The sequence below is a fragment of the Psychrosphaera sp. HA2-10 genome (assembly GCF_055693745.1).
In genome coordinates this window covers 2,008,384-2,028,869 of record NZ_CM146341.1, presented here as the reverse complement: position 1 = coordinate 2,028,869, position 20,486 = coordinate 2,008,384, and the positions used below count along the sequence as shown (strand labels likewise).

20 protein-coding genes are annotated in these 20,486 nt (G+C 39.0%); 9 read left to right on the top strand and 11 right to left on the bottom strand.

Translation table 11 applies throughout. From position 1 onward, the window contains the following. Positions 1-2: 2 nt before the first annotated feature. Positions 3-965, bottom strand: coding sequence for a DUF3530 family protein (locus tag ACZ1GV_RS09315; protein WP_472673921.1), 963 nt, complete (start codon positions 963-965; stop codon positions 3-5). 145 nt (positions 966-1,110) lie between these two features. Between ACZ1GV_RS09315 and hemH the strand changes: the two genes are divergently transcribed. Both hemH and ACZ1GV_RS09305 read left to right on the top strand, forming a co-directional pair. Continuing rightward, positions 1,111-2,190 carry a ferrochelatase gene (gene hemH / locus ACZ1GV_RS09310; RefSeq protein WP_472673920.1) on the top strand — a complete coding sequence of 360 codons (1,080 nt, stop codon included), beginning with the start codon at positions 1,111-1,113 and terminating at the stop codon, positions 2,188-2,190. 84 nt (positions 2,191-2,274) lie between these two features. Continuing rightward, positions 2,275-3,618: a Na+/H+ antiporter NhaC family protein gene (locus ACZ1GV_RS09305; RefSeq protein WP_472673919.1), complete on the top strand. Its 1,344-nt coding sequence runs from the start codon at positions 2,275-2,277 to the stop codon at positions 3,616-3,618. Between the two features lie 111 nt (positions 3,619-3,729). Here the strand turns inward: ACZ1GV_RS09305 and ACZ1GV_RS09300 are convergent, their stop codons facing one another. The 4 genes from ACZ1GV_RS09300 to ACZ1GV_RS09285 all read right to left on the bottom strand — a co-directional run bounded on the left by ACZ1GV_RS09300 (position 3,730) and on the right by ACZ1GV_RS09285 (position 7,712). Beyond that, positions 3,730-4,923 carry an amino acid aminotransferase gene (locus ACZ1GV_RS09300; RefSeq protein WP_472673918.1) on the bottom strand — a complete coding sequence of 398 codons (1,194 nt, stop codon included), beginning with the start codon at positions 4,921-4,923 and terminating at the stop codon, positions 3,730-3,732. Between the two features lie 35 nt (positions 4,924-4,958). Continuing rightward, entirely contained in the window at positions 4,959-5,630 is a 672-nt protein-coding gene (locus ACZ1GV_RS09295; RefSeq protein ID WP_472673917.1) for a GAF domain-containing protein, read from the bottom strand. A gap of 107 nt (positions 5,631-5,737) precedes the next feature. After that, a complete protein-coding gene (locus tag ACZ1GV_RS09290) occupies positions 5,738-7,396 on the bottom strand; it encodes an ATP-binding SpoIIE family protein phosphatase (protein ID WP_472673916.1) in 1,659 nt (552 codons plus the stop codon). A gap of 10 nt (positions 7,397-7,406) precedes the next feature. Continuing rightward, on the bottom strand, positions 7,407-7,712 hold the full coding sequence (locus ACZ1GV_RS09285) for an STAS domain-containing protein (protein ID WP_472673915.1): 306 nt from the start codon (positions 7,710-7,712) through the stop codon (positions 7,407-7,409). A gap of 215 nt (positions 7,713-7,927) precedes the next feature. Between ACZ1GV_RS09285 and ACZ1GV_RS09280 the strand changes: the two genes are divergently transcribed. The 4 genes from ACZ1GV_RS09280 to ACZ1GV_RS09265 all read left to right on the top strand — a co-directional run bounded on the left by ACZ1GV_RS09280 (position 7,928) and on the right by ACZ1GV_RS09265 (position 10,228). After that, positions 7,928-8,272: an SUI1 family translation initiation factor gene (locus ACZ1GV_RS09280; RefSeq protein ID WP_472673914.1), complete on the top strand. Its 345-nt coding sequence runs from the start codon at positions 7,928-7,930 to the stop codon at positions 8,270-8,272. A 38-nt stretch (positions 8,273-8,310) separates the two neighbouring features. Further along, positions 8,311-9,114, top strand: coding sequence for a response regulator (locus ACZ1GV_RS09275; protein WP_472673913.1), 804 nt, complete (start codon positions 8,311-8,313; stop codon positions 9,112-9,114). Between the two features lie 27 nt (positions 9,115-9,141). Then, the gene (locus ACZ1GV_RS09270; RefSeq protein ID WP_472673912.1) at positions 9,142-9,537 is read left to right on the top strand and encodes a DUF2391 family protein; all 396 of its coding nucleotides are present in this window, start codon (positions 9,142-9,144) and stop codon (positions 9,535-9,537) included. Positions 9,538-9,610: 73 nt separating this feature from the next. Continuing rightward, the gene (locus ACZ1GV_RS09265; protein WP_210562025.1) at positions 9,611-10,228 is read left to right on the top strand and encodes an FKBP-type peptidyl-prolyl cis-trans isomerase; all 618 of its coding nucleotides are present in this window, start codon (positions 9,611-9,613) and stop codon (positions 10,226-10,228) included. A gap of 93 nt (positions 10,229-10,321) precedes the next feature. Here the strand turns inward: ACZ1GV_RS09265 and ACZ1GV_RS09260 are convergent, their stop codons facing one another. The 4 genes from ACZ1GV_RS09260 to ACZ1GV_RS09245 all read right to left on the bottom strand — a co-directional run bounded on the left by ACZ1GV_RS09260 (position 10,322) and on the right by ACZ1GV_RS09245 (position 13,773). Continuing rightward, positions 10,322-11,818, bottom strand: coding sequence for an aminotransferase class V-fold PLP-dependent enzyme (locus tag ACZ1GV_RS09260; protein ID WP_472673911.1), 1,497 nt, complete (start codon positions 11,816-11,818; stop codon positions 10,322-10,324). Positions 11,819-11,971: 153 nt separating this feature from the next. Then, positions 11,972-12,430 (bottom strand): Lrp/AsnC family transcriptional regulator, encoded by a 459-nt coding sequence (locus ACZ1GV_RS09255; RefSeq protein WP_472673910.1) that lies wholly within the window; start codon positions 12,428-12,430, stop codon positions 11,972-11,974. Positions 12,431-12,554: 124 nt separating this feature from the next. Next, positions 12,555-13,265 carry a DUF3379 family protein gene (locus ACZ1GV_RS09250; protein ID WP_472673909.1) on the bottom strand — a complete coding sequence of 237 codons (711 nt, stop codon included), beginning with the start codon at positions 13,263-13,265 and terminating at the stop codon, positions 12,555-12,557. Next, complete coding sequence (locus ACZ1GV_RS09245; RefSeq protein WP_472673908.1) at positions 13,258-13,773, bottom strand: sigma-70 family RNA polymerase sigma factor; 516 nt, start codon at positions 13,771-13,773, stop codon at positions 13,258-13,260. Before ACZ1GV_RS09245 ends, ACZ1GV_RS09250 begins: the two co-directional genes overlap by 8 nt. 112 nt (positions 13,774-13,885) lie before the next feature. Between ACZ1GV_RS09245 and ACZ1GV_RS09240 the strand changes: the two genes are divergently transcribed. The 3 genes from ACZ1GV_RS09240 (at position 13,886) to ACZ1GV_RS09230 (ending at position 16,718) form a co-directional block, all read left to right on the top strand. Next, positions 13,886-15,652, top strand: coding sequence for a lysophospholipid acyltransferase family protein (locus ACZ1GV_RS09240; RefSeq protein ID WP_472673907.1), 1,767 nt, complete (start codon positions 13,886-13,888; stop codon positions 15,650-15,652). Positions 15,653-15,663: 11 nt separating this feature from the next. Then, on the top strand, positions 15,664-16,392 hold the full coding sequence (locus ACZ1GV_RS09235; RefSeq protein WP_472673906.1) for a 1-acyl-sn-glycerol-3-phosphate acyltransferase: 729 nt from the start codon (positions 15,664-15,666) through the stop codon (positions 16,390-16,392). Positions 16,393-16,511: 119 nt separating this feature from the next. After that, positions 16,512-16,718: a hypothetical protein gene (locus ACZ1GV_RS09230; RefSeq protein ID WP_472673905.1), complete on the top strand. Its 207-nt coding sequence runs from the start codon at positions 16,512-16,514 to the stop codon at positions 16,716-16,718. Positions 16,719-16,838: 120 nt separating this feature from the next. On the opposite strand, the gene ACZ1GV_RS09225 is transcribed toward ACZ1GV_RS09230, so the two are convergent. Together ACZ1GV_RS09225 and ACZ1GV_RS09220 are read right to left on the bottom strand one after the other, a co-directional pair. Next, positions 16,839-18,020 (bottom strand): chorismate mutase, encoded by a 1,182-nt coding sequence (locus tag ACZ1GV_RS09225; protein ID WP_472675882.1) that lies wholly within the window; start codon positions 18,018-18,020, stop codon positions 16,839-16,841. Continuing rightward, a complete protein-coding gene (locus ACZ1GV_RS09220) occupies positions 18,016-20,418 on the bottom strand; it encodes a penicillin acylase family protein (RefSeq protein ID WP_472673904.1) in 2,403 nt (800 codons plus the stop codon). Before ACZ1GV_RS09220 ends, ACZ1GV_RS09225 begins: the two co-directional genes overlap by 5 nt. Positions 20,419-20,486 lie beyond the last annotated feature (68 nt).

The window sequence follows — 20,486 nt, the reverse complement described above, 5'->3', positions numbered from 1 at the left end:
CGCTACATACCTACGGCGACTGTGAAACCATAGATTTCTTTTATCAAACGACGCTGCTGATCTTTGTAGTCAAAAAAGTACGTCAGTTCACGTTGCCTGTAATTAGTTTTAAAGTTCTTGCGTGCCATTTTTTGTCGCCATTCTTTAACTGCGATAGCCCAGTGGTTACTTCGCTCAAAAATGATATCTAAAACAGGGAATTCGGTTTTAGCAACTTGTTCAGCAAACTTCAAATTAAGTTCTTTTTGAGGCATATGTGCGCCTATCATTATTAGTGCATCAGGTTGTGGCACAATATTTTTTTCTATTAGGTTGGTTAGCCAAAAACAAGATTTTCCCTCGCATATAATTAAATAGAAACCAGGAAAAGAACGAGCAAAATTAAATGCTGAGTCGAGTCGTTCGCCAATTTCTAGTTCGAGTTGCTCATTAAGTGAATCGTCAAATGTAGTAGGTACATCTTGGTATTCGGCGTAATTATTTGGCGAATTAGCATTCTCTTTTTCAGCAGTACCGTTTGCGCTGGTATCGGGCGTTTCCGGGTCTGATTGGGCATTACTTTGATTTTGTTCGTCTACAAATTTAGCTTCAATCTCAGTAATGTGTGGCATGGTTAATGAAATACTTGTCCATCCATAATTGTCCAAGTCTTGGTACAAAGCACTTGTAGTGGCTTGCCTGAAAATAGTCTGATTTATATCGGGTAAAATAAAAGCGATACCTTTGGGGATACCAGTGGTTTGCTCTTTGTGGAGTGCGATAAATTGATTACTCGATGCTGTTTCGAGTACTTTTATATTTTGCTCTGGAATATAGCGTTTTAAATCTTGAAACAATAGCGAGCCGATATCGAGTTGTTCTGATAACGTCGATTTTGTTGTGTCAGAACCCGTCGTGGCAGACACTAAATAGCTGTTAAGCATAAAAGTTATCAACAAAACTAGTTTTAACACGCTAGAATACATATAAATCTCAATGGAGTCGCTACTAATTACTCATATCGGCATATGTTTCGGAATCTGAAATCCTTTTCCGGATATTATGAAAAGTAAACGAAAAATCAATTTGATACGTAGTGGTCTCAGTCATATTTTTAGTAAAGAGAAATAAATGAAGTACCAAAATACACCAAACTTTAGTCATGGACAGGCCGATAAAATCGGTATTTTGCTAACAAATCTCGGAACGCCAGATGCGCCAACCAAAGGTGCCTTAAAGCCTTACCTAAAGGAGTTCTTGTCAGACCCTAGAGTTGTTGAGATTCCTAGAGTAATTTGGTGGTGTATTTTAAACGGGGTAATATTGCCACTTCGTTCACGTCGCTCAGCTAAAGCCTATGAAGGAGTTTGGACTGAGCAGGGCTCTCCTTTATTGGTGAACACTCAAAACTTAAGCAATAAAATAGCTGAGCATTTTTCCGAGAATAATAATCTGATCATCGACTTTGCTATGAGATACGGCAATCCATCAATTGATAGCAAGTTACAAGGTTTACTCAATCAGGGCGCTCGTAAAGTTATAGTGTTGCCTTTATATCCTCAATATTCAGCGACGACGACAGCGTCAACCTTTGATGCGGTTGCAGACGTGTTCCGCAAAATACGTTTTATTCCTGAGTTACGATTTATCAATCATTACACAGATTCTAAAAAGTTGATTGTTGCAATAGCGAATAAAATTAGAAAAACGTGGGAAGTAGAAGGGCGAGCTGACAAATTAATCTTTTCATATCATGGTATCCCAAACCGGTATTGGCATAACGGCGACCCTTATGCCTGTCAATGCCATAAAACATCTCGTTTGTTAGCGGAAGAATTAGGGTTAACAAGTGACGAGTTTATGACGTGTTTTCAATCTAGATTTGGTAAAGAAGAGTGGGTAAAACCCTATTTAGATCACACTTTAAAAGGCTTGCCAAAGCAGGGCGTAAAATCAGTACAAGTAGTCTGTCCTGGCTTTTCGGCTGATTGTTTAGAAACAATAGAAGAAATAGGTGAAGAAAATAGAGACTACTTTTTGGAAGCAGGCGGAGAAAAGTTCACCTATATTAGTTGTTTAAATGATGAGCCAGAGCATGTAGAAGCTATTGCTGAAATTATTGAACAGCAACTATTGGGCTGGGAAGTCGAGCAGAATGTAGAACCGCGACAACAACGAGCCGAATCACTTAGGCAACGTCAAAAAAGTTAAACATATAGACGTCTATACGTTTGGCTATCCATGTGCTACATTCGCGCTATTGAATTAATACGTGCAAATATGCCGAGGATAAGTATGACTGAAACGCAAAAATCTGGGTGGGCATTATTGCCCCTCGGAGTCTTCATCCTGTTATTTTTAGGGACAGGGATCTATTTACAATCTATTGGTGTTGAATACGCCTTCTATCAGCTACCAGCCCCCGTTGCTATTATACCTGCTCTACTACTAGCGCTTTACTTTAATAAAATATTAACAACAGAAAAAAATACGTTAGACGATGGCATTGCCGTTCTAATTAAAGGAATGGGTAACAACAATGTTATAACTATGTGTTTGATTTACTTATTAGCAGGCGCGTTTGCATCAGTTGCAAAAGAAACAGGCGGAGTCACAGCTGTGGTAAATTTAGGGCTAAGTGTTATCCCTAGTGCTTACCTAATTGCTGGTTTATTTGTTATTTCAGCGATAGTGGCAACAGCAATGGGAACTTCCATGGGGACAATAGGAGCGGTAGCGCCAATTGCGTTTGGTGTTATCGAGGCGACCCAAATTGATGCTGCAGTAATGGCCGGTGCTATTGTTGGTGGGGCAATGTTTGGAGATAATTTGAGTTTTATTTCAGATACCACGATCGCCTCTACCAAAACTCAAGGAGCAGAGTTAAAAGACAAGTTTAAGGAAAACTTAATATTTGCTTTGCCTGCGGCATTAATTGTTCTTGTCGTTTACCTAATACTCGGCGGAGAGCCAACGCAGAGTATAGATAGTACTGCCGAATACAGTCCTCTTTTAGCACTTCCTTACTTCTTTATAATAATACTTGCGGTGATGGGACTTAATGTTTTTGTCGTATTGTTGTTGGGAATTCTATTGTCGGCGTTATCGGGAGTATTGGTTGGAGATTATGCATTTGGATCGTTAGGCCAAGATATTTATGCTGGTTTCTCTAATATGCAGGAAATATTTTTACTGAGTTTACTCATTGGTGGTTTAAGTGAATTGATGAAACATCAAGGTGGATTAAGATTTTTGGTAGCGGCCATTAGCAAATCATTATCTAAAGTTTCAAACTCGGCATTATATTTCAAAAACCAGTTGGCAATCGCGTCGCTAGGGTTAGTAACAAATAGTGCAATAGCAAATAATACAGTAGCGATCATAGTTTCAGGTGAATCGGCGAAACAGCTTGCCCAAGAAGCTCAAATTACACCAAGACGTAGTGCTAGTTTGTTAGATATTTTCAGCTGTATAACTCAAGGTTTAGTTCCTTATGGCGCGCAAGCTCTGCTGGCTGCCGCTAGCTTTGGGATATCACCGTTAGAAGTAGTTTCGCATGTTTGGTACTGCTTGATATTATTTGTGGTGAGTTTGTTCGTTATGTTTGTAAGACGTTCAAAGGAAGACTTGTTGAGATAGCTATGGTTTGTATTGCCAAAATACTGAATAGCAATAACAAAAAAGGAAAGCAAAATGCTTTCCTTTTTTACTATCACTTTAAAGAAAGTAACGGTCGGCTATTTCAAATAGCTATCTGCTCAATACGTCTGCTAGCGCTTTTGCTAGGTAGTCGGCATTGTTATCGTTAACTCCAGCTACATTTATACGGCTAGAACCGACAATATATATGCTGTACTCATCTTTAAGTGTTTGAATTGCTTCTTTGCTTATGCCTAAAAATGAAAACATACCATTTTGTTTAGCAATAAAGTCAAAATTTCCTGGAACGTTATGTTCTTTAAACTTCTCAACAATAAAACTTCTTAAGCCGTTAATTCGAGTGCGCTTTTCTGTTAACTCTTGCTCCCAAAGAGCTCTTAACTCTGGCGTTGAAAGAATATGAGCAACAACGGCCGCACCATGTGCTGGAGGCATAGAGTAGATAGCTCGGATAACGTTTAAAGCGACACTATAAGCTATATCAGCTTGTGCTGCAGTGGCAGTCATTACACTGAATGTACCAACACGGTCTCTATATAAGCCAAAGTTTTTAGAGCATGATGCACTCACTAATAGCTCGTCTAGCTGGTTTGCTAATAGCCTAACGCCTGCAGCATCTTCATCTAGACCTTCGCCGAAGCCTTGATACGCTGAATCTATTAAAAAAGTAAATTTTTGTTTTTTAGCAATATCAGCAACAATTTGCCATTGTTCAATTGTTAGGTCCATCCCACTTGGGTTATGACAACAAGCATGAAGGAGCACTACGTCACCCGCAGGGATTGTATTAAGAGAGGCAACCATTTCCTCAAATTTTAACCCCATAGTGTCAAAATCAAAATAAGGAAACTCGTTGGTCGTTAACCCAGCAGCACCAAAAATACTGAAGTGGTTTGCCCATGTTGGATTTGTAACCCAAATTGTGGCATTCGGGTTAGAGCGCTTAATGAATTCCGCAGCCACTCTTAGTGACCCTGTACCACCTGGTGTTTGTGCTGTTTTAATACGACCAGCTTTAACTGCATCGTGATCACCAAACACAAGTGACGTCATTAAATCGTTAAACTGGACATCACCGGCAAGACCTAGATAAGACTTCGTTGTTTCAGTGTCTAATCGCTGTTGCTCAGCTTTTTTTACAGCGCGCATGACAGGAGTATCACCTGATTCATTTTTATAAACACCAACGCTTAAATCTACTTTTTTAGGATTAGTGTCCGCTTTATATTCGGTCATTAGTCCCAAAATAGGGTCAGTTGGTACAGGTTTTAATTGCTCAAACATAAAAGGTCTCTTGCAGTTCGGCCATAAATGGCGGGCTAAGGCAACGACAGTAGACTTGATAACTTCGCACATACCGCAACGAATTTTTGTTGCGTTTGTTCATCAAAACTATGAGTTGCAAAACATTCTGCGTCTATAATACCAACTATTTTTTGATTAGGGCTAGTCTCAACAAGATTATTATTTTTAAATGGCTGTAAACAATTGTTGTGCTGCGAAAAGATTGGCCAACATAATTCAGATTGCACCTTCGGGTCGCAGGTATAATACTCTCCACCACTAGCTCTGTATTCGCTTACATCGTTTATTACTTTGTGGTGGCCCGTTAACGCAACGGTGACATTGTTACTGATTTTCGAAAAATCCTCATTAAGCGGGAACTCAGCTCGAGAAGGTACACCAAAATAGGCTAGTTTTGTCAGCACACGCTCTAACGACTTATTATCTCTTGCCAAGTAAACACCGAACCAGTCAACGTCGGTATTTGCATGAACCCAATCAACTACGGCTTGTACTTGTTCTAAAACGTCCAATTCATGAGCTTGTAACTCCGACGCTAGGTCAAACGGCGTCTCATCTAACTCACCAAACAAAGAGCAAGTTCCCCCTTCGCCAAGCAAAGGAACTTGATAAGATAGATTTAGAGCAGGCTTGTGAGACTCACACCACTGATTAATTTGCTCTAAGTATTTATTTGTTTCAATCACGACTTTACAATCCTAAAATGTCCATACAAACGTTTAGACGTCTAAACGTTAGGAATGCTAGATCATGATTCTAAGAAAGTAAACAAAAAGGTGTCGTATAACTTTATTTATTCTAATAATAGATAGTCGATAGAGACTGCATTGCCCGCCTTGTTATAACGGACCTCAGTCGCTATTTCGTTGAGTAACTTAATTCCTCTACCGAAGTCGTCGTTTTCATTACTAAAAGTGGTATTTGAATTTACTTCAAACCCATCTCCACTATCCGTGATTTCAATATTAAGAATATGAAAATTAGGTCGGTAGTTAATTTTAATATCGATAAAGTGGTTTTCTAATGCGGCAAGCTTCTCTGCTCTCTCTGCATAATATTTAAAGAACCCGTCCTTTTGCCTTTTTAGCGCCGAATTCATTTTTAATACACCATGTTCAAGTGCATTGTTATAGGCTTCAGAAAGAATTAAAAATATATTCGATTTGTGACGAAGAACGCCTTTGATAGAGCAGATACTTTCTGTTATTTCATCAATTGGATTAACCGTTTTTATATCGTCAGCGTTAAATTTAAATTGATATTGATGTGGGATTTTTGAAAAGTTGGGATCGCTTTGACGTGGTAATTTTACCTTCTGACACTTTAGTTCAATTATCGTTATGTCGTCATTTTGACGTGCGTTTTCTTTAAATACATCAAGTGTTTCTATAAGACTCGATACACAAGAGTTATTTCCGTCGTTTAAAATTGAACGCAAGCGATTCTCGCCAAACAGCTCAGCATGCGGATTTTCTAGCTCGATCACACCGTCGGAACAAATAAATACTCTATCAGTATTTTCAATTTTGAATACCTCAATTTCATCGTCAAATTCTTGATTATCTAATATGCCTAGAGGCATATGTTTTGACTCAATAATTTCGCGAATACCGGTTAGTTTGTTAACTAAGTACAGATCTGGCACGCCGCCTGCCCATATAGAGATGTGGCTCGCGCTATAATTCATCTCAACGATAGCCGCCGCACAAAACATTTCGGTTGGTAAAAGGCCATATAATATTTTGTTAATTTCATTAGCAATATCAGGTACCGATAAGCCTTTGCGCGTTAGCGCATAAAAAGCTTTTGAAACAGGCAAGGTACCAATAGAAGCTGCTAAGCCATGGCCAGTAAAATCCCCCAAAAAAACATAGACATTACCGCTTGGACTCAGTGCGGTTAGTACTATATCCCCATTAAAAGTTTCAGCGGGAGCCAAATGAGTGGTAATTATGTCTTCATTAATATAATTGTCTGATAATGCTCGTTCGTAAATATGTTCAATTATTTGGAATTCTCGTTCCGTTTGGTATTTATAGTAATCAAGCTTCTTTTTTTGTTGGAACGTTTTTATGCTTAACTCTCTCGTTCTGGCGTGAGCTTCAATCTTTGCTGCAAGAATTACCTGATCAAACGGTTTACTTAAAAAATCGTCACCACCAACTTCTAGGCACTCTTTTAAACTGTTTTGATCATCAAGTGCCGTTAAAAATATAATCGGTAAGTATACTGTCGGAGAAAGCGCTTTTAAGCGAGGAGCGGCTTCGAATCCATCCATTACCGGCATTATTACATCGAGTAACACAATGTCTGGCGACTCTAATGTGTATTGCTCTATGGCTTCTTGGCCATTTGCCGCAGTGACAACAGAATGGCCGTGCAACTCTAATGAGCGAGTTAAAATGGTTCGATTGATGTTTTGATCATCAACAACCAATATTTTTAATGCCATTTGTTAGGCCTTAATCAATATCAAACTTCTTATCAAAGCGAGATATTTGTAATATTTTTTTTATTTGAGGGCGGCAGTTGGAAATTTTGAATGTTTGCACTTTTTCACATAATAACTTTTGCATGTTCAATAACATGCCAAGTGCAGAGCTATCCATATATTCGGTTTCTCGCAAATCAACAATGACAGTATCAACATCTTGTCCTACATTCGCGTAGGCGAGTCTAAAATCTTGAACTAAATTAAAATCAAACTTTCCTTTTACATGAATGCTAAATTTAGTGCCATCTGATGATATTGATGTATTTAAGCTCATTTATTAGCCCTTTATTTTTGAATTTTCGTAAATTTAATAGATGCTCTCAAAATACCATCTATACTCAAAAAGGTTTATAAAAGAATTAACCTCTTAAAGTTTATAGACCAAATGTGGGTAGCTGACAAATCTTAACTACTGAGATAAAAGCATTTTTAATTAAAATGAGGTGTGGTAAATTCCTGCCCCTTTGTAATTGTTTAAAAAGGACAAATATGTCTGATTGGCAAAATCAATTGAGCAAACTTGTATACTCAACAGAAAGTGGCAAAGTTGATGATAAAGACAATGAAGTTGAAATTATTGGTGAGTCATACAACGACGGTTATTTGCGCATTCAAAGACAAACAAAAGGTCGTAAAGGTAAAGGCGTTAGCGTCATTACGGGTATTGAATTACCAAGTGATGAGTTCAAACAGTTAGCACAGACGATCAAGAAAAAATGTGGCAAAGGTGGCGCAGTGAAGGATGGAACGATAGAGATCCAAGGAGATGATCGAGAGCAAATTAAAACCGTTTTAGAATCTTTAGGCTATAAAAGTAAACTAGCCGGCGGTTAGCAATTTATAGTGTATTCTTTAATTTAAGAGAAAGTTTTATGTCGAATTTATCCCCAAGTGATTTATCAATACTTGTAGTTGAGCCATCAAGAACACAGCAAAAGTTTATTGCTAAAGAATTGGCAAAAGAGGAAATCACCCAAGTGGACTTCGCCGATGGTGTACAAGCCGCGCTCGAACAAATTGGCAACTCTGTTCCAGACTTGATTACAAGCGCCATGTATTATGAAGACGGCACGGCGTTAGAATTAGTCCAACAATTAAAAAGCAATGCTGCATTTGCAGATATTCCGTTCATGTTGGTTTCTAGTGAACACAAAAAAGAGCAACTTGAAGTATTTAGACAATCTGGCGTTGTTGCCATTTTACCTAAACCTTTCACACCGGAACACCTCGGGACTGCCTTAAACACCACAATTGATTTACTAAGTGCAGATGAACTTGAATTGTCTTACTTCGATATTAAATCAGTGCGCGTTTTAGTTGTTGATGATAGCCGAATGGCAAGAAACTTTATTAGTCGCGTATTATCAAACTTGGGAATTGAAAAAATAACTCAGGTTACTGATGGCTCAGAAGCGATAGAAATTCTAGGTCATGAAATGTTTGACTTGGTGGTCACTGATTACAATATGCCAGAAGTAAATGGTGAAGAGCTTACTCGCTTTATTAGAACGCAAAGCGGCCAATCTCATATTCCTATTTTAATGGTTAGTTCAGAAGCGAATGACACGCATCTAGCAAACATTGAGAAAGCTGGAGTGAACGCGCTTTGTGATAAACCGTTTGAGTCTGATAACGTCAGGAAGATACTATATAACTTATTAGAAGGTGATGAGTAAACATCCGTTACTGTCGCAGGAAGCCGTATGCAGCTGAGTTTTAATTTAGAAGATGCGGGACAAGTTACTATAGGTGCTTTTGCACTTGCTGTGCCGGTGTCATTTTCAGAAGAGGCTTGGAATCTTGGTGAAACATTACCACTAATGAACCTGTTGTTAGTGTTTACTTTGTCCATTGCATTTTTGGCGCTATTTGCCTACGGCAGTGTATTTCAAGGGAACATTAAATATAGAGTTCCAGTGTTTGTTTCTCGAATCATCATTGCTTATTTACTAGCGGCGTTAGTCGTCGCTTTAATTCTATTATCATTAAACAAATTTCCTATACTCGACGACCCAGCTATAGCATTAAGACGTTTAATCGTCATTACGATGCCGGCGTCAATGGGCGCAATTATAGTCGATAGCTTCGATAAAGAATAAACTGCACCTTTATAAAAAACCTCACTGTGCTAACATCCGCTTTTTATTTTAAGCAGAAAAGAGAAAGGTTTTTATGTCTCAGTTTACATCAGTAGAACAACAAGCAAGCTACGGCATTGGCCGTCAAATTGGCGACCAAGTAGCAAGCAACCCTTTTGAAGGCCTAGATGCTAATGCTGTAGCTCAAGGTGTTATCGATTCTTTAGAAGGTAATGATTATGCAGTTGAAGTTGAAGATTTACGTGCTGCTTTTGGCGTAATTAACGAGCGTATGCAAGCTGCACAAGCAGAAAAAGCAAAAGAAGCATCTGCTGAAGGTCAAAAATTCTTAGACGACAACGCAAAGCGTGATGGCGTTACAGTAACTGAGTCTGGTCTTCAATTTGAAGTAATTACTGAAGGTTCTGGTGAGAAGCCAACTGCGGCGAGCACAGTTAAAACTCATTACCACGGTACATTAATTGACGGTACTGTTTTTGATAGCTCTTATGACCGTGGCGAGCCTGTTGAATTCCCAGTAGGTGGCGTAATTAAAGGCTGGACTGAAGCGCTTCAGATGATGACTGTTGGCTCAAAATGGCGTTTAGCGATTCCTTATGAGCTTGCATATGGTGAGCAAGGTGCTGGTGGCGCGATTGGTCCTTTCCAGACACTTGTATTTGATGTTGAGCTTTTAGAAATCGTAGCTTAATTAATCCAAGTAATAAAAACAAAAAGAGAGCGGTTGCTCTCTTTTTTTTGCCCCAAATATTTGTGTAAGCCTACAGTGAATAAGCTTCTGTCGCTAGGACACGAGAGATAACAAGGGCATTTGCTCCTCTGAACTTTTGTCAGCTGCGTTTGGCAAAAAGTCACCTAAACAGCTGTCGAATGTGTATTCGTTTTTCCAGTCATCTGCGTTCTTTACAATACTAGCTAAGCTATCAATGACAAATTTAGCTTCTTCGTCTGTGTTCGTAGGGTGTAAAGAAATACGAACCCAGCCAGGCTTGTGAGACAAGTCACCATTAGATACTTGATCAACAATTTTTTTAGATTGGTATTTATCGACATTTAATAAAATATGACCATAGGTGCCAGCACAACTACAGCCGCCTCTCGCTTGAATGCCGAATTTGTCATTTAATAGGCGAACAATCAAGTTGTGGTGCAGACCTTCAATATAGAAAGAAACGATACAAAGCCTATTTCTATTATTGGGTTCTAAAATCTTTAGCTTTGGGATTAATTCAAACCCATCCATAAGAATTTTTCGTAGGTGATTTTCTCGTTGTTCGATATTAGCCACACCCATTTTATCTTTTAACTCCATAGCAAGAGCTACTTTAATTGTCTGTAAAAAGGCAGGTGTGCCTCCATCTTCACGCTTTTCGATATTTTCATAAAAAGCTTGTTCACCCCATGGATTGGTCCATAACACAGTGCCACCACCAGGCTTGTCAGGTACTTGATTGTGACGGGTATAAAGCTGTTTATTAAACACCAAAATACCGCAAGTACCTGGTCCGCCTAAAAACTTATGAGGAGAAAAGTAGATCGCGTCTAGTTGTTCAAGAGGGTCGCTAGGGTGCATATCTATATCTACGTAGGGCGCGGAACATGCATAGTCAATTAAACATACGCCACCGGCTAAATGCATTGTCTTTGCTAACAACCCTACGTTAGTTTTTATTCCTGTGACATTGCTACATGCGGTAAATGCCCCAATTTTTAATTTAGTATTTTTGTGCTCTTTAAGTCGTAACTGCAAGTCTTTAATACAAGGCTGGCCATCAGGCGCTCGTTTGATAACCTCGACGATAACATTCAGTGTGTTCCAACTTGTATGATTTGAGTGGTGTTCCATATGACTGACAAACACAACAGCCTCAACGGCTTTTTTTGAGGGACGAAAAGGGTTTAGCCGATTTAAGAGTGATAAGCTGGTATCTTTTGTTAAGTTTTGAGTAAGACCCATTAATCGCTGTAATTTATTTATCGCTGAGGTTGCTCCAGCGCCCGTACAAATAAGTACATCATTAGCATTGGCGTTTACATGTTTTTTTATTTTTGCACGAGCTTCTTTATAGGCGTTAGTAATGTGACGACCTGTCTCGGTATTTTCTGTGTGAGGGTTGGCAACGTATGGTCCTATTTCATTTACTAGAAAATCTTCGATAGGACGATAGAGCCTGCCACTAGCCGTCCAGTCGGTGTATAGTAAATTGTGCTTTCCTGTTAAACTTCGTAGTTCATGACCTACCGTGTTTTTTCTAAATGTAGAAAAATATTCTTCTAACATATCAACTCCCAACCTAAATGTTCTAGATGTATTATGAGTTAATGCTGAAAAATGTTTTTGTTAATTCGTCGATAATAAAAAGCCTTTGAGAAAAATATTTCCTCAAAGGCTTGGTGATTAGTAATTAAAACTTTATTTTGCGGAGCCGTAGTCTTAGCTATAAGTTAACGGTACTTCTGTAGAGTATTTCATTTTTTCCATAGCAAAACTTGAGCTAACATCGCTAAATCCAGCTTGGCGAATAAGCTTTTGGTAAAAGTTGTCGTAGGCTTTCATGTCAGGAACTAATACTTTCATAAGGTAATCTGTTTCACCACTTAACCGATAAAACTCAACGATCTCAGAAGAACTATTTGCAAAAGCTTGAACTGACTCTGCCCATTCTGGAGTGTGTTGGTTCGTCTTTAAACTCACAAAGACAGTTAAACCAACATTGAGTTTATCAGAGTCCAATAAAGCCACTCGCTTTCGAATGACACCACTTTGTTCTAACTGTTGAATTCTTCTCCAACAAGGGGTTTGACTTAATCCAATTTTTTCAGAGATCTCAGCCAATGAGCGCGACCCGTCTTCTTGTAATAACGCAAGAATGTGACGATCAAAACTATCCATATTTACTCTCCTAGTCCTGTATAGTAATTATATCTACCGATAACAGGTATGATAGCCAGAAAATTCTGCCTTGAATAGAAGCGATAACCAAATAATACCTCTTCTCATCGTACCAAACCTTTCATTAGGCTTTTTGCCAATTAATTTTGCTAATAAGCTTTTGTTTTAAGCTGTTTGCTGTTGAAGAATCGGGTGTTATCACAACTAAATCCGCATTGGCTTTTGAAACGCTAGCACCGTAATAATTGCCATCGTTTATATCAGATTGAGCCAACAGGCCACTGCTTTTTGGAACAACAAACACGGTGACATCTTTACCTTCATCTGTCATGACAATATGTAAACTTCGAGTCCCTTCAAATCGACAAAAGCTTACAAATTTTATTGTCCCAATATTATCAACCAAGGTTCCGCCAAACTCAGCTAATTTTGCGTTAACTTGAGCAAGTGTATAACTACCTTCAGTCGGAATATGGTCTAGCTCAGATTGCATATGCATTAAAGCATGCGTAACTAGCTGGTTAGTTGACTTGTTAATATTAAAAAAGACACTACCCAAGCCGACTGAAAAAATGACAGAAGCCGCAACAAGCCAATGCGTTTTGCGTTTTTTAGCTATATTGTTTTGATTTTGTATATGTTTATTTAACAAAATTCGTTCTGCAAGATTGTCCGGAACATCAACGTACATAGCGCGACTAATTTTTTCGTCAAAGTCGAGCAGCTCTGCCTTAAATTTCGCTTTTTTAGGATCAGATATGCAGGCTTCTTTAATATCAGCGCCTGAATCTTGAGGGTCAGCATAAATTCGTCTTCGGAATGTTAACTCATCCATTTTGTGCCCCTTTTTGTAAATTATTTGTATCAAGTAGTTCTTTCAACTGATTCCGCGCTCTAAAAAGTCTAGTCATTACTGTGTTCTTGTTTAAGTCTAAAATTGCTGCTATCTCATCACCCGAGAACCCACCAATAACTTGGAGTACCAGAGGCTCCCGGTATTCATCAGCTAATTTTAAAATTTGTCGCTGTAATAAATGATTTTCTATCTCTTGATCTGCGCTTGGTGTTACAGAGTCACTAACTTCAAAGTCATCAATATCAACTAGGTCTAGTTGCTTACGCTCAAAACGTCTTGCATTTTCTCTTCGTAATATTGTAATTAACCATGCTTTCGCTGCATTAGTGTCTTTTAATGATTCCAATGACCGCCAAGCGCGCAAAAAAGTTTCTTGAACAATGTCATCCACTACATTTGCATCGCGACACAGCCAATAGGCATAGCGATACAAATCCTTGCTGTAAGCACGGACTAGTGTTTCGTAAGTTAAGTATTTTGATTTCATGTAGTAATAGACCCTATGGCCTCAAAAAAAATTTCCCAACCATCGCAATGAAATGGTTTAATTTAAAAATAATTAAAATCGACAACAGTACTGAGTGTAAATAGCATTAACTATGACATTAAAATATACGACTTCTCACATTAGTTTACATTCAATTTATCCAAACTGCTCATCGCACTTTTTAGGTAAGCACCTACTAAACTTCGCAGATAAAATTATGGGGCTAAAAAAGCTCAATAGTATTTACACAAATAGTCACCTTCCTGGGTTAGCGCCGCATATTTTTTGTAAAGAACTCTTGGCGTTGTTGAAAACACCTTTAATGGGAACAAAGGATTTACACGCAAACCTACCTGATACTGGTCCAACAATAATTGTCGCAAATCATCCCTTTGGCTGTTTAGAGGGTGTTGCGCTAGCGCACGAGGTAGGGAAAATTAGACCTGATGTAAAAGTCTTAGCGAATAAAGCATTGTCAATGTTCACTGAATTAGAAGAGCTCTTTATCTTCATAGATCCATTACGCCCAAAAGACCCTAAAAACATGACAGCATTAAAACAGTGTAAAACGCATCTAAAACAAGGGGGCGTGTTAATTATCTTTCCAAGCGGCAAGGTATCGGAATATTACTTTCTAAAACGACGTATCTGTGACGATAACTGGAACAGAGTCGCGGCGCAGTTGGCCAGATCGTGTGAGGCGAGTGTATTACCAGTTTTTTTCGAGGGGCATAATAGTAAACGGTTTATCCGTTTGGCCATGCTTTGGTCGAAGCTCAAATTGTTGATGTTGTTTAGAGAAGTACTAAAGCGACGCGGCACGCCAATTAAAATGCAGGTAGGCCAATTGCTTACACCAAAACAACTGGCAAAGCTTAAAAACGTAAATACGATTAATGACTATTTAAGAGCGCAGACCTACGCTTTAAATCCACAATATATTCAAACATGGCCAGAGGACGAAATCGACACTCTGCAGCCACTAGCTCTAAAGCTTCCAAGAGAAAAAATTAGAACCGAGCTTGAGCAACTGCCCGTTGATCAGCACCTTACCAAATATAAAGGCTTCAGCGTTTATTACAGTTACCAACAACAGACTCCGTCGATAGTTGAAGATATAGCAAGGGAACGCGAAAGAGTCTTTAGGCTTCATAATGAAGGCTCTGGCAACCCTATCGACACAGACCTGTTTGACGCTAGCTACGTACATTTGTTTATTGTAGAAGACGACACGTTGAATATTATTGGCGCCTATCGAATGGGACAAACGGATGTATTATTGAAAGAGGGTGGTCTAAAAAGTTTATACCTTAGTAAAATGTTTAACTTTAAAAAGGAATTTATAAATCAACGGGAGCCGTGTTTAGAAATGGGCCGTTCATTTATAGTTCCAGAGCACCAACGAAGTTTTTATGGTTTATATCTTCTTTGGCGTGGTATTGGTGAATATGTAGTTCGTTATCCGCGCTATCGAACCTTGTATGGCACAGTATCAATTAGCAAACTATATTCACCAATAAGTGTGGAGTGTATGCGACAACTCGCATTACGTCCAAGTGCGAAAGTTGAGGCGAAATGGCCGTTTAATGTGCCGAACAACCCCGAGTTGTCGGAGTTTATCGCTAAACATCGAGATCAAAATGTTGTATTATCAGCGCTCGTTCAAGGAATCGAGCGAGATAAAAAAGATATTCCGGTATTGATGAAGCAATATCAAAAAATGGCGGCTCGGTTCTACTGCATAGGTATAGACCAGAATTTTAATGACACTCCAGGTATGTTGCTGAGTGTTCATTTACCAAGTGCTCCCCAAAAATCATTAAAACAATACCTAGCTAACGGATTAGAAAGTTATTTAGCTTTTAGAAACGATCAATAGAAGGGTTTAAAATGCGTGCGAATCGCTTTGCGCAATGTTTCAGTTTTACTGTTATGTCAACAGTAAAGATAATTAGTTTTCTGTTTTATAAGTTCGAAATCAAGTGGTTAAGTGAAAAAAAATTCGAGGAACTTGATGACGTTAAACTGATTGTTTTGTTAAACCATACAAGTTTGTTTGAAGCACTGTTTGTGCGACTGGCACCGTTTCGTTTTTTGTGGAAAATTGCCAGACATTTGTTAATTCCGATAGCAGATATTACTGCTAGTCGTCCAATTGTAGGGAAGTTTTTTCACGCTTTGGTGCCAGGTTTGGTTCCAATTAGTCGCAAAAGAGATGAGTCATGGGAAAACTTTTTAAAACGAGCTAACGATGACGCCATTGTCGCTATTTTGCCAGAAGGGCGCATGCGTCGTCATGACGGCAACGACAAACATGGTAACCCTATGACAGTAAGAGCTGGCGTAGCTGATATTGTTGAAGAGCTTGAAGGTGGGAATGTATTATTTGTATATAGTGGTGGCATGCATCATATTCAAATTCCAGGTCAAACCTTTCCTAGGCTGTTTAAAAAGATAAAAATAAACATGGAAATCTTATCGATTGATGATTACAAAGACGCCCTACATCACCCTGAAAAGAAAAACCGCAAAACGGCAGTAGTTAGAGACATTCAAGCTAGATTAGAAGCATTAACGCCATTTTGTGAACGTCAGCCTTATAATAAAAACAATCAATAACTAAACTTTTATCCTAAGTTGTTAAGTTTATTGGAAAAATAATATTACAATTTTAGACATTGATAAAAGCGATTTGTTAGGGCAAGATTTCACTAGAAATAAGACAATTAGGAAGAAATATGTCTCAAATTAAAGAGTCATTGGACAAGCTTAGAGAAGCAACTGAGGCATTAGAACATAATATTAGCGCTCAATGCGTCGATAGTCATAGCGTTGAGAACCTTCATAAAACGTTAAGTCAGGTGCAAGATCATGTTGAGTTTATCAAACAAAGTCTAACTCAACACGAGTCATCTCCGATTCGTTATGTCGATGAATGTGGTTAATATAGTGACAAGAAAAGTCACCACGTAATCTAAGACTAGTCAGTCAGATAAAACAAAAAAGGTAACTAAGGTTACCTTTTTTGTTATCAAAATTTAGCCAAAGTAGACTTTGCCAGGCACTCAAGCGGTTACTTTTGCAGGCGGAACATCTTCGGTAGGATAGCAGCCAAGAACCTTCAAAAATCTTGTTGTCGCTCGAAGCTCTTCTATCGCATTATGCAAGTTACTGTCTCTAATATTGCCGTCTACATCCACATAAAACATTTCTTCCCATGGATTGCCAGTTATTGGTCTAGACTCCAACTTACACATATTCACACCATGCGATTTTAGGATTAGTAACGCATCAACGAGCGCACCAGGCTTTTGCTCAGTAGACATTATCCATGTAGATTTTGCAGGGACCTGATTAGCTACTGCGATTGGTTGGTTGGCCAACACAATAAAACGGCTATAGTTTTTCTTTTGATTAGCCAACGCCTCCGCGATGATATGCAGTCCATATAACCGCGCACCTTCGCCACTACCTAACGCTGCTACTGTTCCAGTTGTGTCATCTTGTATCGCTTCAAATGCGGCAGAGGAGGCTTCACAGTGCTCAATATCAACACCATCAAATTGGGCTAGGAAGTGACTACATTGTGCGTATACCTGAGGGTGAGCATATAATTTAGTGATTTTATCCAAGGATGTAGGTACAGCGCTAACCATGCAATGATTTATCGGCTGAGTAATCTCACCAACAATTGATAAATCGGTATGTTGTAATAAGTCGTAAACGTCGTTAATGCTGCCAGATGAGGTATTTTCGATTGGTAAAATGCCATAATCAGCATGCTTATGCTCTACCTTTTCTATGATTTCGAAAAAGCTAGAACACCCCATCGCTTTTAATTGTCCCGGAAATCTTGAAAAATATTTATGACAAGCCAAATTGCTGTATGAGCCATGACTACCTAAATAAGCGACTCGGTTAACCCCATTTTCACCTGCTGGCATGTTAAGGTGCTGTTGCAACAGTGCTTGCTGATGTAACACTGAATCTTCAATGATAGTTTGGAAAACTTGCTTGACGTAATAGGGATCTAACTCAAGTTTTTGGCCACGCTCTATCAGGTCGATTAGCATATGTTCTTCTCGTTGCAGATCTCTAACGGGCTTGTTGTTTTTTATTTTTTGCTCTGCCACTGCTTTTGATAAGGCTCGTCGTTGCGCTAAAATATTTAACAGCGAGGAGTCTAATTCGGAAATTTGATCTCGAATATTTGATAAAGGGTTAACCGTATTGTTCAAAAACTTAATCCTGTAGTGATGGTTGTAATATTAATTTGTATTTTGTTTTGCTTGGAAGCAATGGTGTTGCCGTTCCATCAGCCCAATCGTCATGCCCATTTCCATAATAAGGACTTAACGGATGTGCGGATTGCCCGCTTGGCATATGCAGAATTGCTGAGCTTTCGTTACTAGGAGAGACAACAAATCGCTCTGATGCACCAAATGCTGGGCCTTGAACTCTAGGCATATAACTGTCGCCAGTGACTTCTTGTGATGGCATATCTAATAGCCAGCTAAGTGCTGGAATTGCTTTCGATAATGGGTGTTGAATATTCGTCCGGTTCACATTTCCCCAATTAGCGTTAGCCAGTGTGCCATGTTTTTCTTTTAGTTCGTTAATGGTAAATAATATCTGACTTTGCAAAAAGTCGCTCCAACTATTAAAACCGCTTGGCATTATATGTTCTGGCTGCTCTGTAACTAATGCCCACATTGGGGTTTCAAGTTGATGTCGAATAGGGCGAATGTCTAAATCACGAACATTCACTTTTTTAATGGGTGATAGTAAGTTGTCAAACAAAGATTGGCGCACGTTTCTTCTAAATGCTTCCACAATAGTATATCCGACAGAGTCAACTGAAGCGGACTGTTGCCAGTCTTTTATATACGTTAAAGCTGAATGTAAGTTCTGCTGGTTAACATAGCTTTCGGTTAGTACTTTTTTTAATATTAAGTCATGCCAGCGAGCCAAAAATAATGCCCTGTGATCGTTTTGTATATTTAAGAAGTCTTGTTCAGAGAATAGTTGACGATCAAACAGTCCATCCCTTATTTGTTGGCCTCTTGCACCTAATGCATAACCACCGTTGCCTATTTTTTCTAGCATTTTATTGCCGACAATACGGCTATTAGCGGTCCAAATTCTATTGGATTTAGGGTTAAAAACAGTAGGTTTTTCTGAGGCAGGTAAATACCCTAACCAGTTATAATCTCCGTTGCTCCAATCTTGCGGCGTTTGCCAATCTGGTGAGTCAATTTTAGAGATTTTATTTGGCATAGGGCCCGCAATTGTCCAAGCAATATCGCCGTACTTATCAGCAACAACAATGTTCTGCGCTGGAATAGCCATTGTGTGGGCAACATCAATAGCATTTTGAGTAGTTGCGGCCGTTTCTAAATTAAGTAAATTAAAATTGATGCCTTCTGAGTCGTGTGCTGTCCACCGTAATGCATATTGCTGACCACTGGTATCTTGCGATACGACAGGACCCCATTGTGTAACTTTAATATTAATTTTACGGGGTTCTTGTTGACCTTTGACTCGAATAATTTCACTCTCATAGCCAAACGGCTTATAACCTTCTGGAGTTAAATACTGACTACCGTCTGGAGTTGTTTTTAAGGCTATTAGTTCGCTCCAGTCGCCATAGCTGTTGGTAAAACCCCATGCAACATGTCTATTAGAGCCAACTACCATGGCGGGCGTTCCGGGTAGCGTCACCCCATCAATTTCAACTTTTGTTTGATCATTAAAGTACTTAAAGCCAGCGCGATACCAAATATTGGGGACTCGGATGCCTAAATGCATATCGTTAGCCAGCAACGCAGCGCCACTAGATGTGAGCTTTCCCGCAACTACCCAACTATTACTGCCTGATAAGGCCTCATGACGTGATTCAAACAAGTTTAGTGGCTGTTGTGTTTTAGCAAGTGCGTCAATAATAGGAACCGGTTGAAAGCTGTTTTTGGGGATAGGGCTTGCAGTCATTTTGGTATTATCAATAGGCGCATCCCAGCGTGAGCCTTTGGGGTTTAAGAAGTCATACACATCGCCCATTAAATTGTCTTTTAATATGCCAAGGAGTTGCTCACGTTCACCAAATTCATACTGTAGGTCAATATACATGCTGTACAAAACCAGCAGGCTATCTTCTGACGCCCACTTACTTGGCGTTTTATTAAGTAAAAGGTATTCAAAGGGGCGAAGGGCTAGTTGCTTTAAGCCGGCATTTACGCCGTTGGTGTAGTGCTCGAGTATGCGCTTGTGTTGCTCTGGAAGATTATGCAGATATTGAGACGCTCTTTTTCTAAATTGATGTAATCTTACTTTTGAGTCAAAACCCAGCGCTACTTTGCCAAACAATTCGGATAGTTCTCCAGCAGAGTTTTTTCTTAATAAATCCATTTGAAAAAAACGTTCTTGAGCGTGCAAAAAGCCAAGTGAATAGGCCACACCCTCGCGAGTTGACGAGCTGATTGTGGCTATGCCATTTTTATCTCGTTCTATAGTGGCGGGCACCAAAATTGGTGTTTCAATTTGACCGTTTAACGTCGGCTTACTCGAATTTAAGCCAACATAGACTAGAATGAAAAAAAGAATTATTAGAATCAGAATGGCCTTTAAAGATCGTGTTAACCAAGTCATTATATTTTTCTCATTTTTAGTCGATGTATTGAGATGTCTAGTTGGTAATTAAACTATCATTTTATTTA

Coding starts and splice junctions, on each gene's coding strand:
- ACZ1GV_RS09315 (WP_472673921.1), bottom strand. CDS start 965: ATGTATTCTAGCGTGTTAAAACTAGTTTTGTTGATAACTTTTATGCTT.
- hemH (WP_472673920.1), top strand. CDS start 1,111: ATGAAGTACCAAAATACACCAAACTTTAGTCATGGACAGGCCGATAAA.
- ACZ1GV_RS09305 (WP_472673919.1), top strand. CDS start 2,275: ATGACTGAAACGCAAAAATCTGGGTGGGCATTATTGCCCCTCGGAGTC.
- ACZ1GV_RS09300 (WP_472673918.1), bottom strand. CDS start 4,923: ATGTTTGAGCAATTAAAACCTGTACCAACTGACCCTATTTTGGGACTA.
- ACZ1GV_RS09290 (WP_472673916.1), bottom strand. CDS start 7,396: ATGGCATTAAAAATATTGGTTGTTGATGATCAAAACATCAATCGAACC.
- ACZ1GV_RS09285 (WP_472673915.1), bottom strand. CDS start 7,712: ATGAGCTTAAATACATCAATATCATCAGATGGCACTAAATTTAGCATT.
- ACZ1GV_RS09280 (WP_472673914.1), top strand. CDS start 7,928: ATGTCTGATTGGCAAAATCAATTGAGCAAACTTGTATACTCAACAGAA.
- ACZ1GV_RS09275 (WP_472673913.1), top strand. CDS start 8,311: ATGTCGAATTTATCCCCAAGTGATTTATCAATACTTGTAGTTGAGCCA.
- ACZ1GV_RS09270 (WP_472673912.1), top strand. CDS start 9,142: ATGCAGCTGAGTTTTAATTTAGAAGATGCGGGACAAGTTACTATAGGT.
- ACZ1GV_RS09265 (WP_210562025.1), top strand. CDS start 9,611: ATGTCTCAGTTTACATCAGTAGAACAACAAGCAAGCTACGGCATTGGC.
- ACZ1GV_RS09260 (WP_472673911.1), bottom strand. CDS start 11,818: ATGTTAGAAGAATATTTTTCTACATTTAGAAAAAACACGGTAGGTCAT.
- ACZ1GV_RS09255 (WP_472673910.1), bottom strand. CDS start 12,430: ATGGATAGTTTTGATCGTCACATTCTTGCGTTATTACAAGAAGACGGG.
- ACZ1GV_RS09250 (WP_472673909.1), bottom strand. CDS start 13,265: ATGGATGAGTTAACATTCCGAAGACGAATTTATGCTGACCCTCAAGAT.
- ACZ1GV_RS09245 (WP_472673908.1), bottom strand. CDS start 13,773: ATGAAATCAAAATACTTAACTTACGAAACACTAGTCCGTGCTTACAGC.
- ACZ1GV_RS09240 (WP_472673907.1), top strand. CDS start 13,886: ATGACATTAAAATATACGACTTCTCACATTAGTTTACATTCAATTTAT.
- ACZ1GV_RS09235 (WP_472673906.1), top strand. CDS start 15,664: ATGCGTGCGAATCGCTTTGCGCAATGTTTCAGTTTTACTGTTATGTCA.
- ACZ1GV_RS09230 (WP_472673905.1), top strand. CDS start 16,512: ATGTCTCAAATTAAAGAGTCATTGGACAAGCTTAGAGAAGCAACTGAG.
- ACZ1GV_RS09220 (WP_472673904.1), bottom strand. CDS start 20,418: ATGACTTGGTTAACACGATCTTTAAAGGCCATTCTGATTCTAATAATT.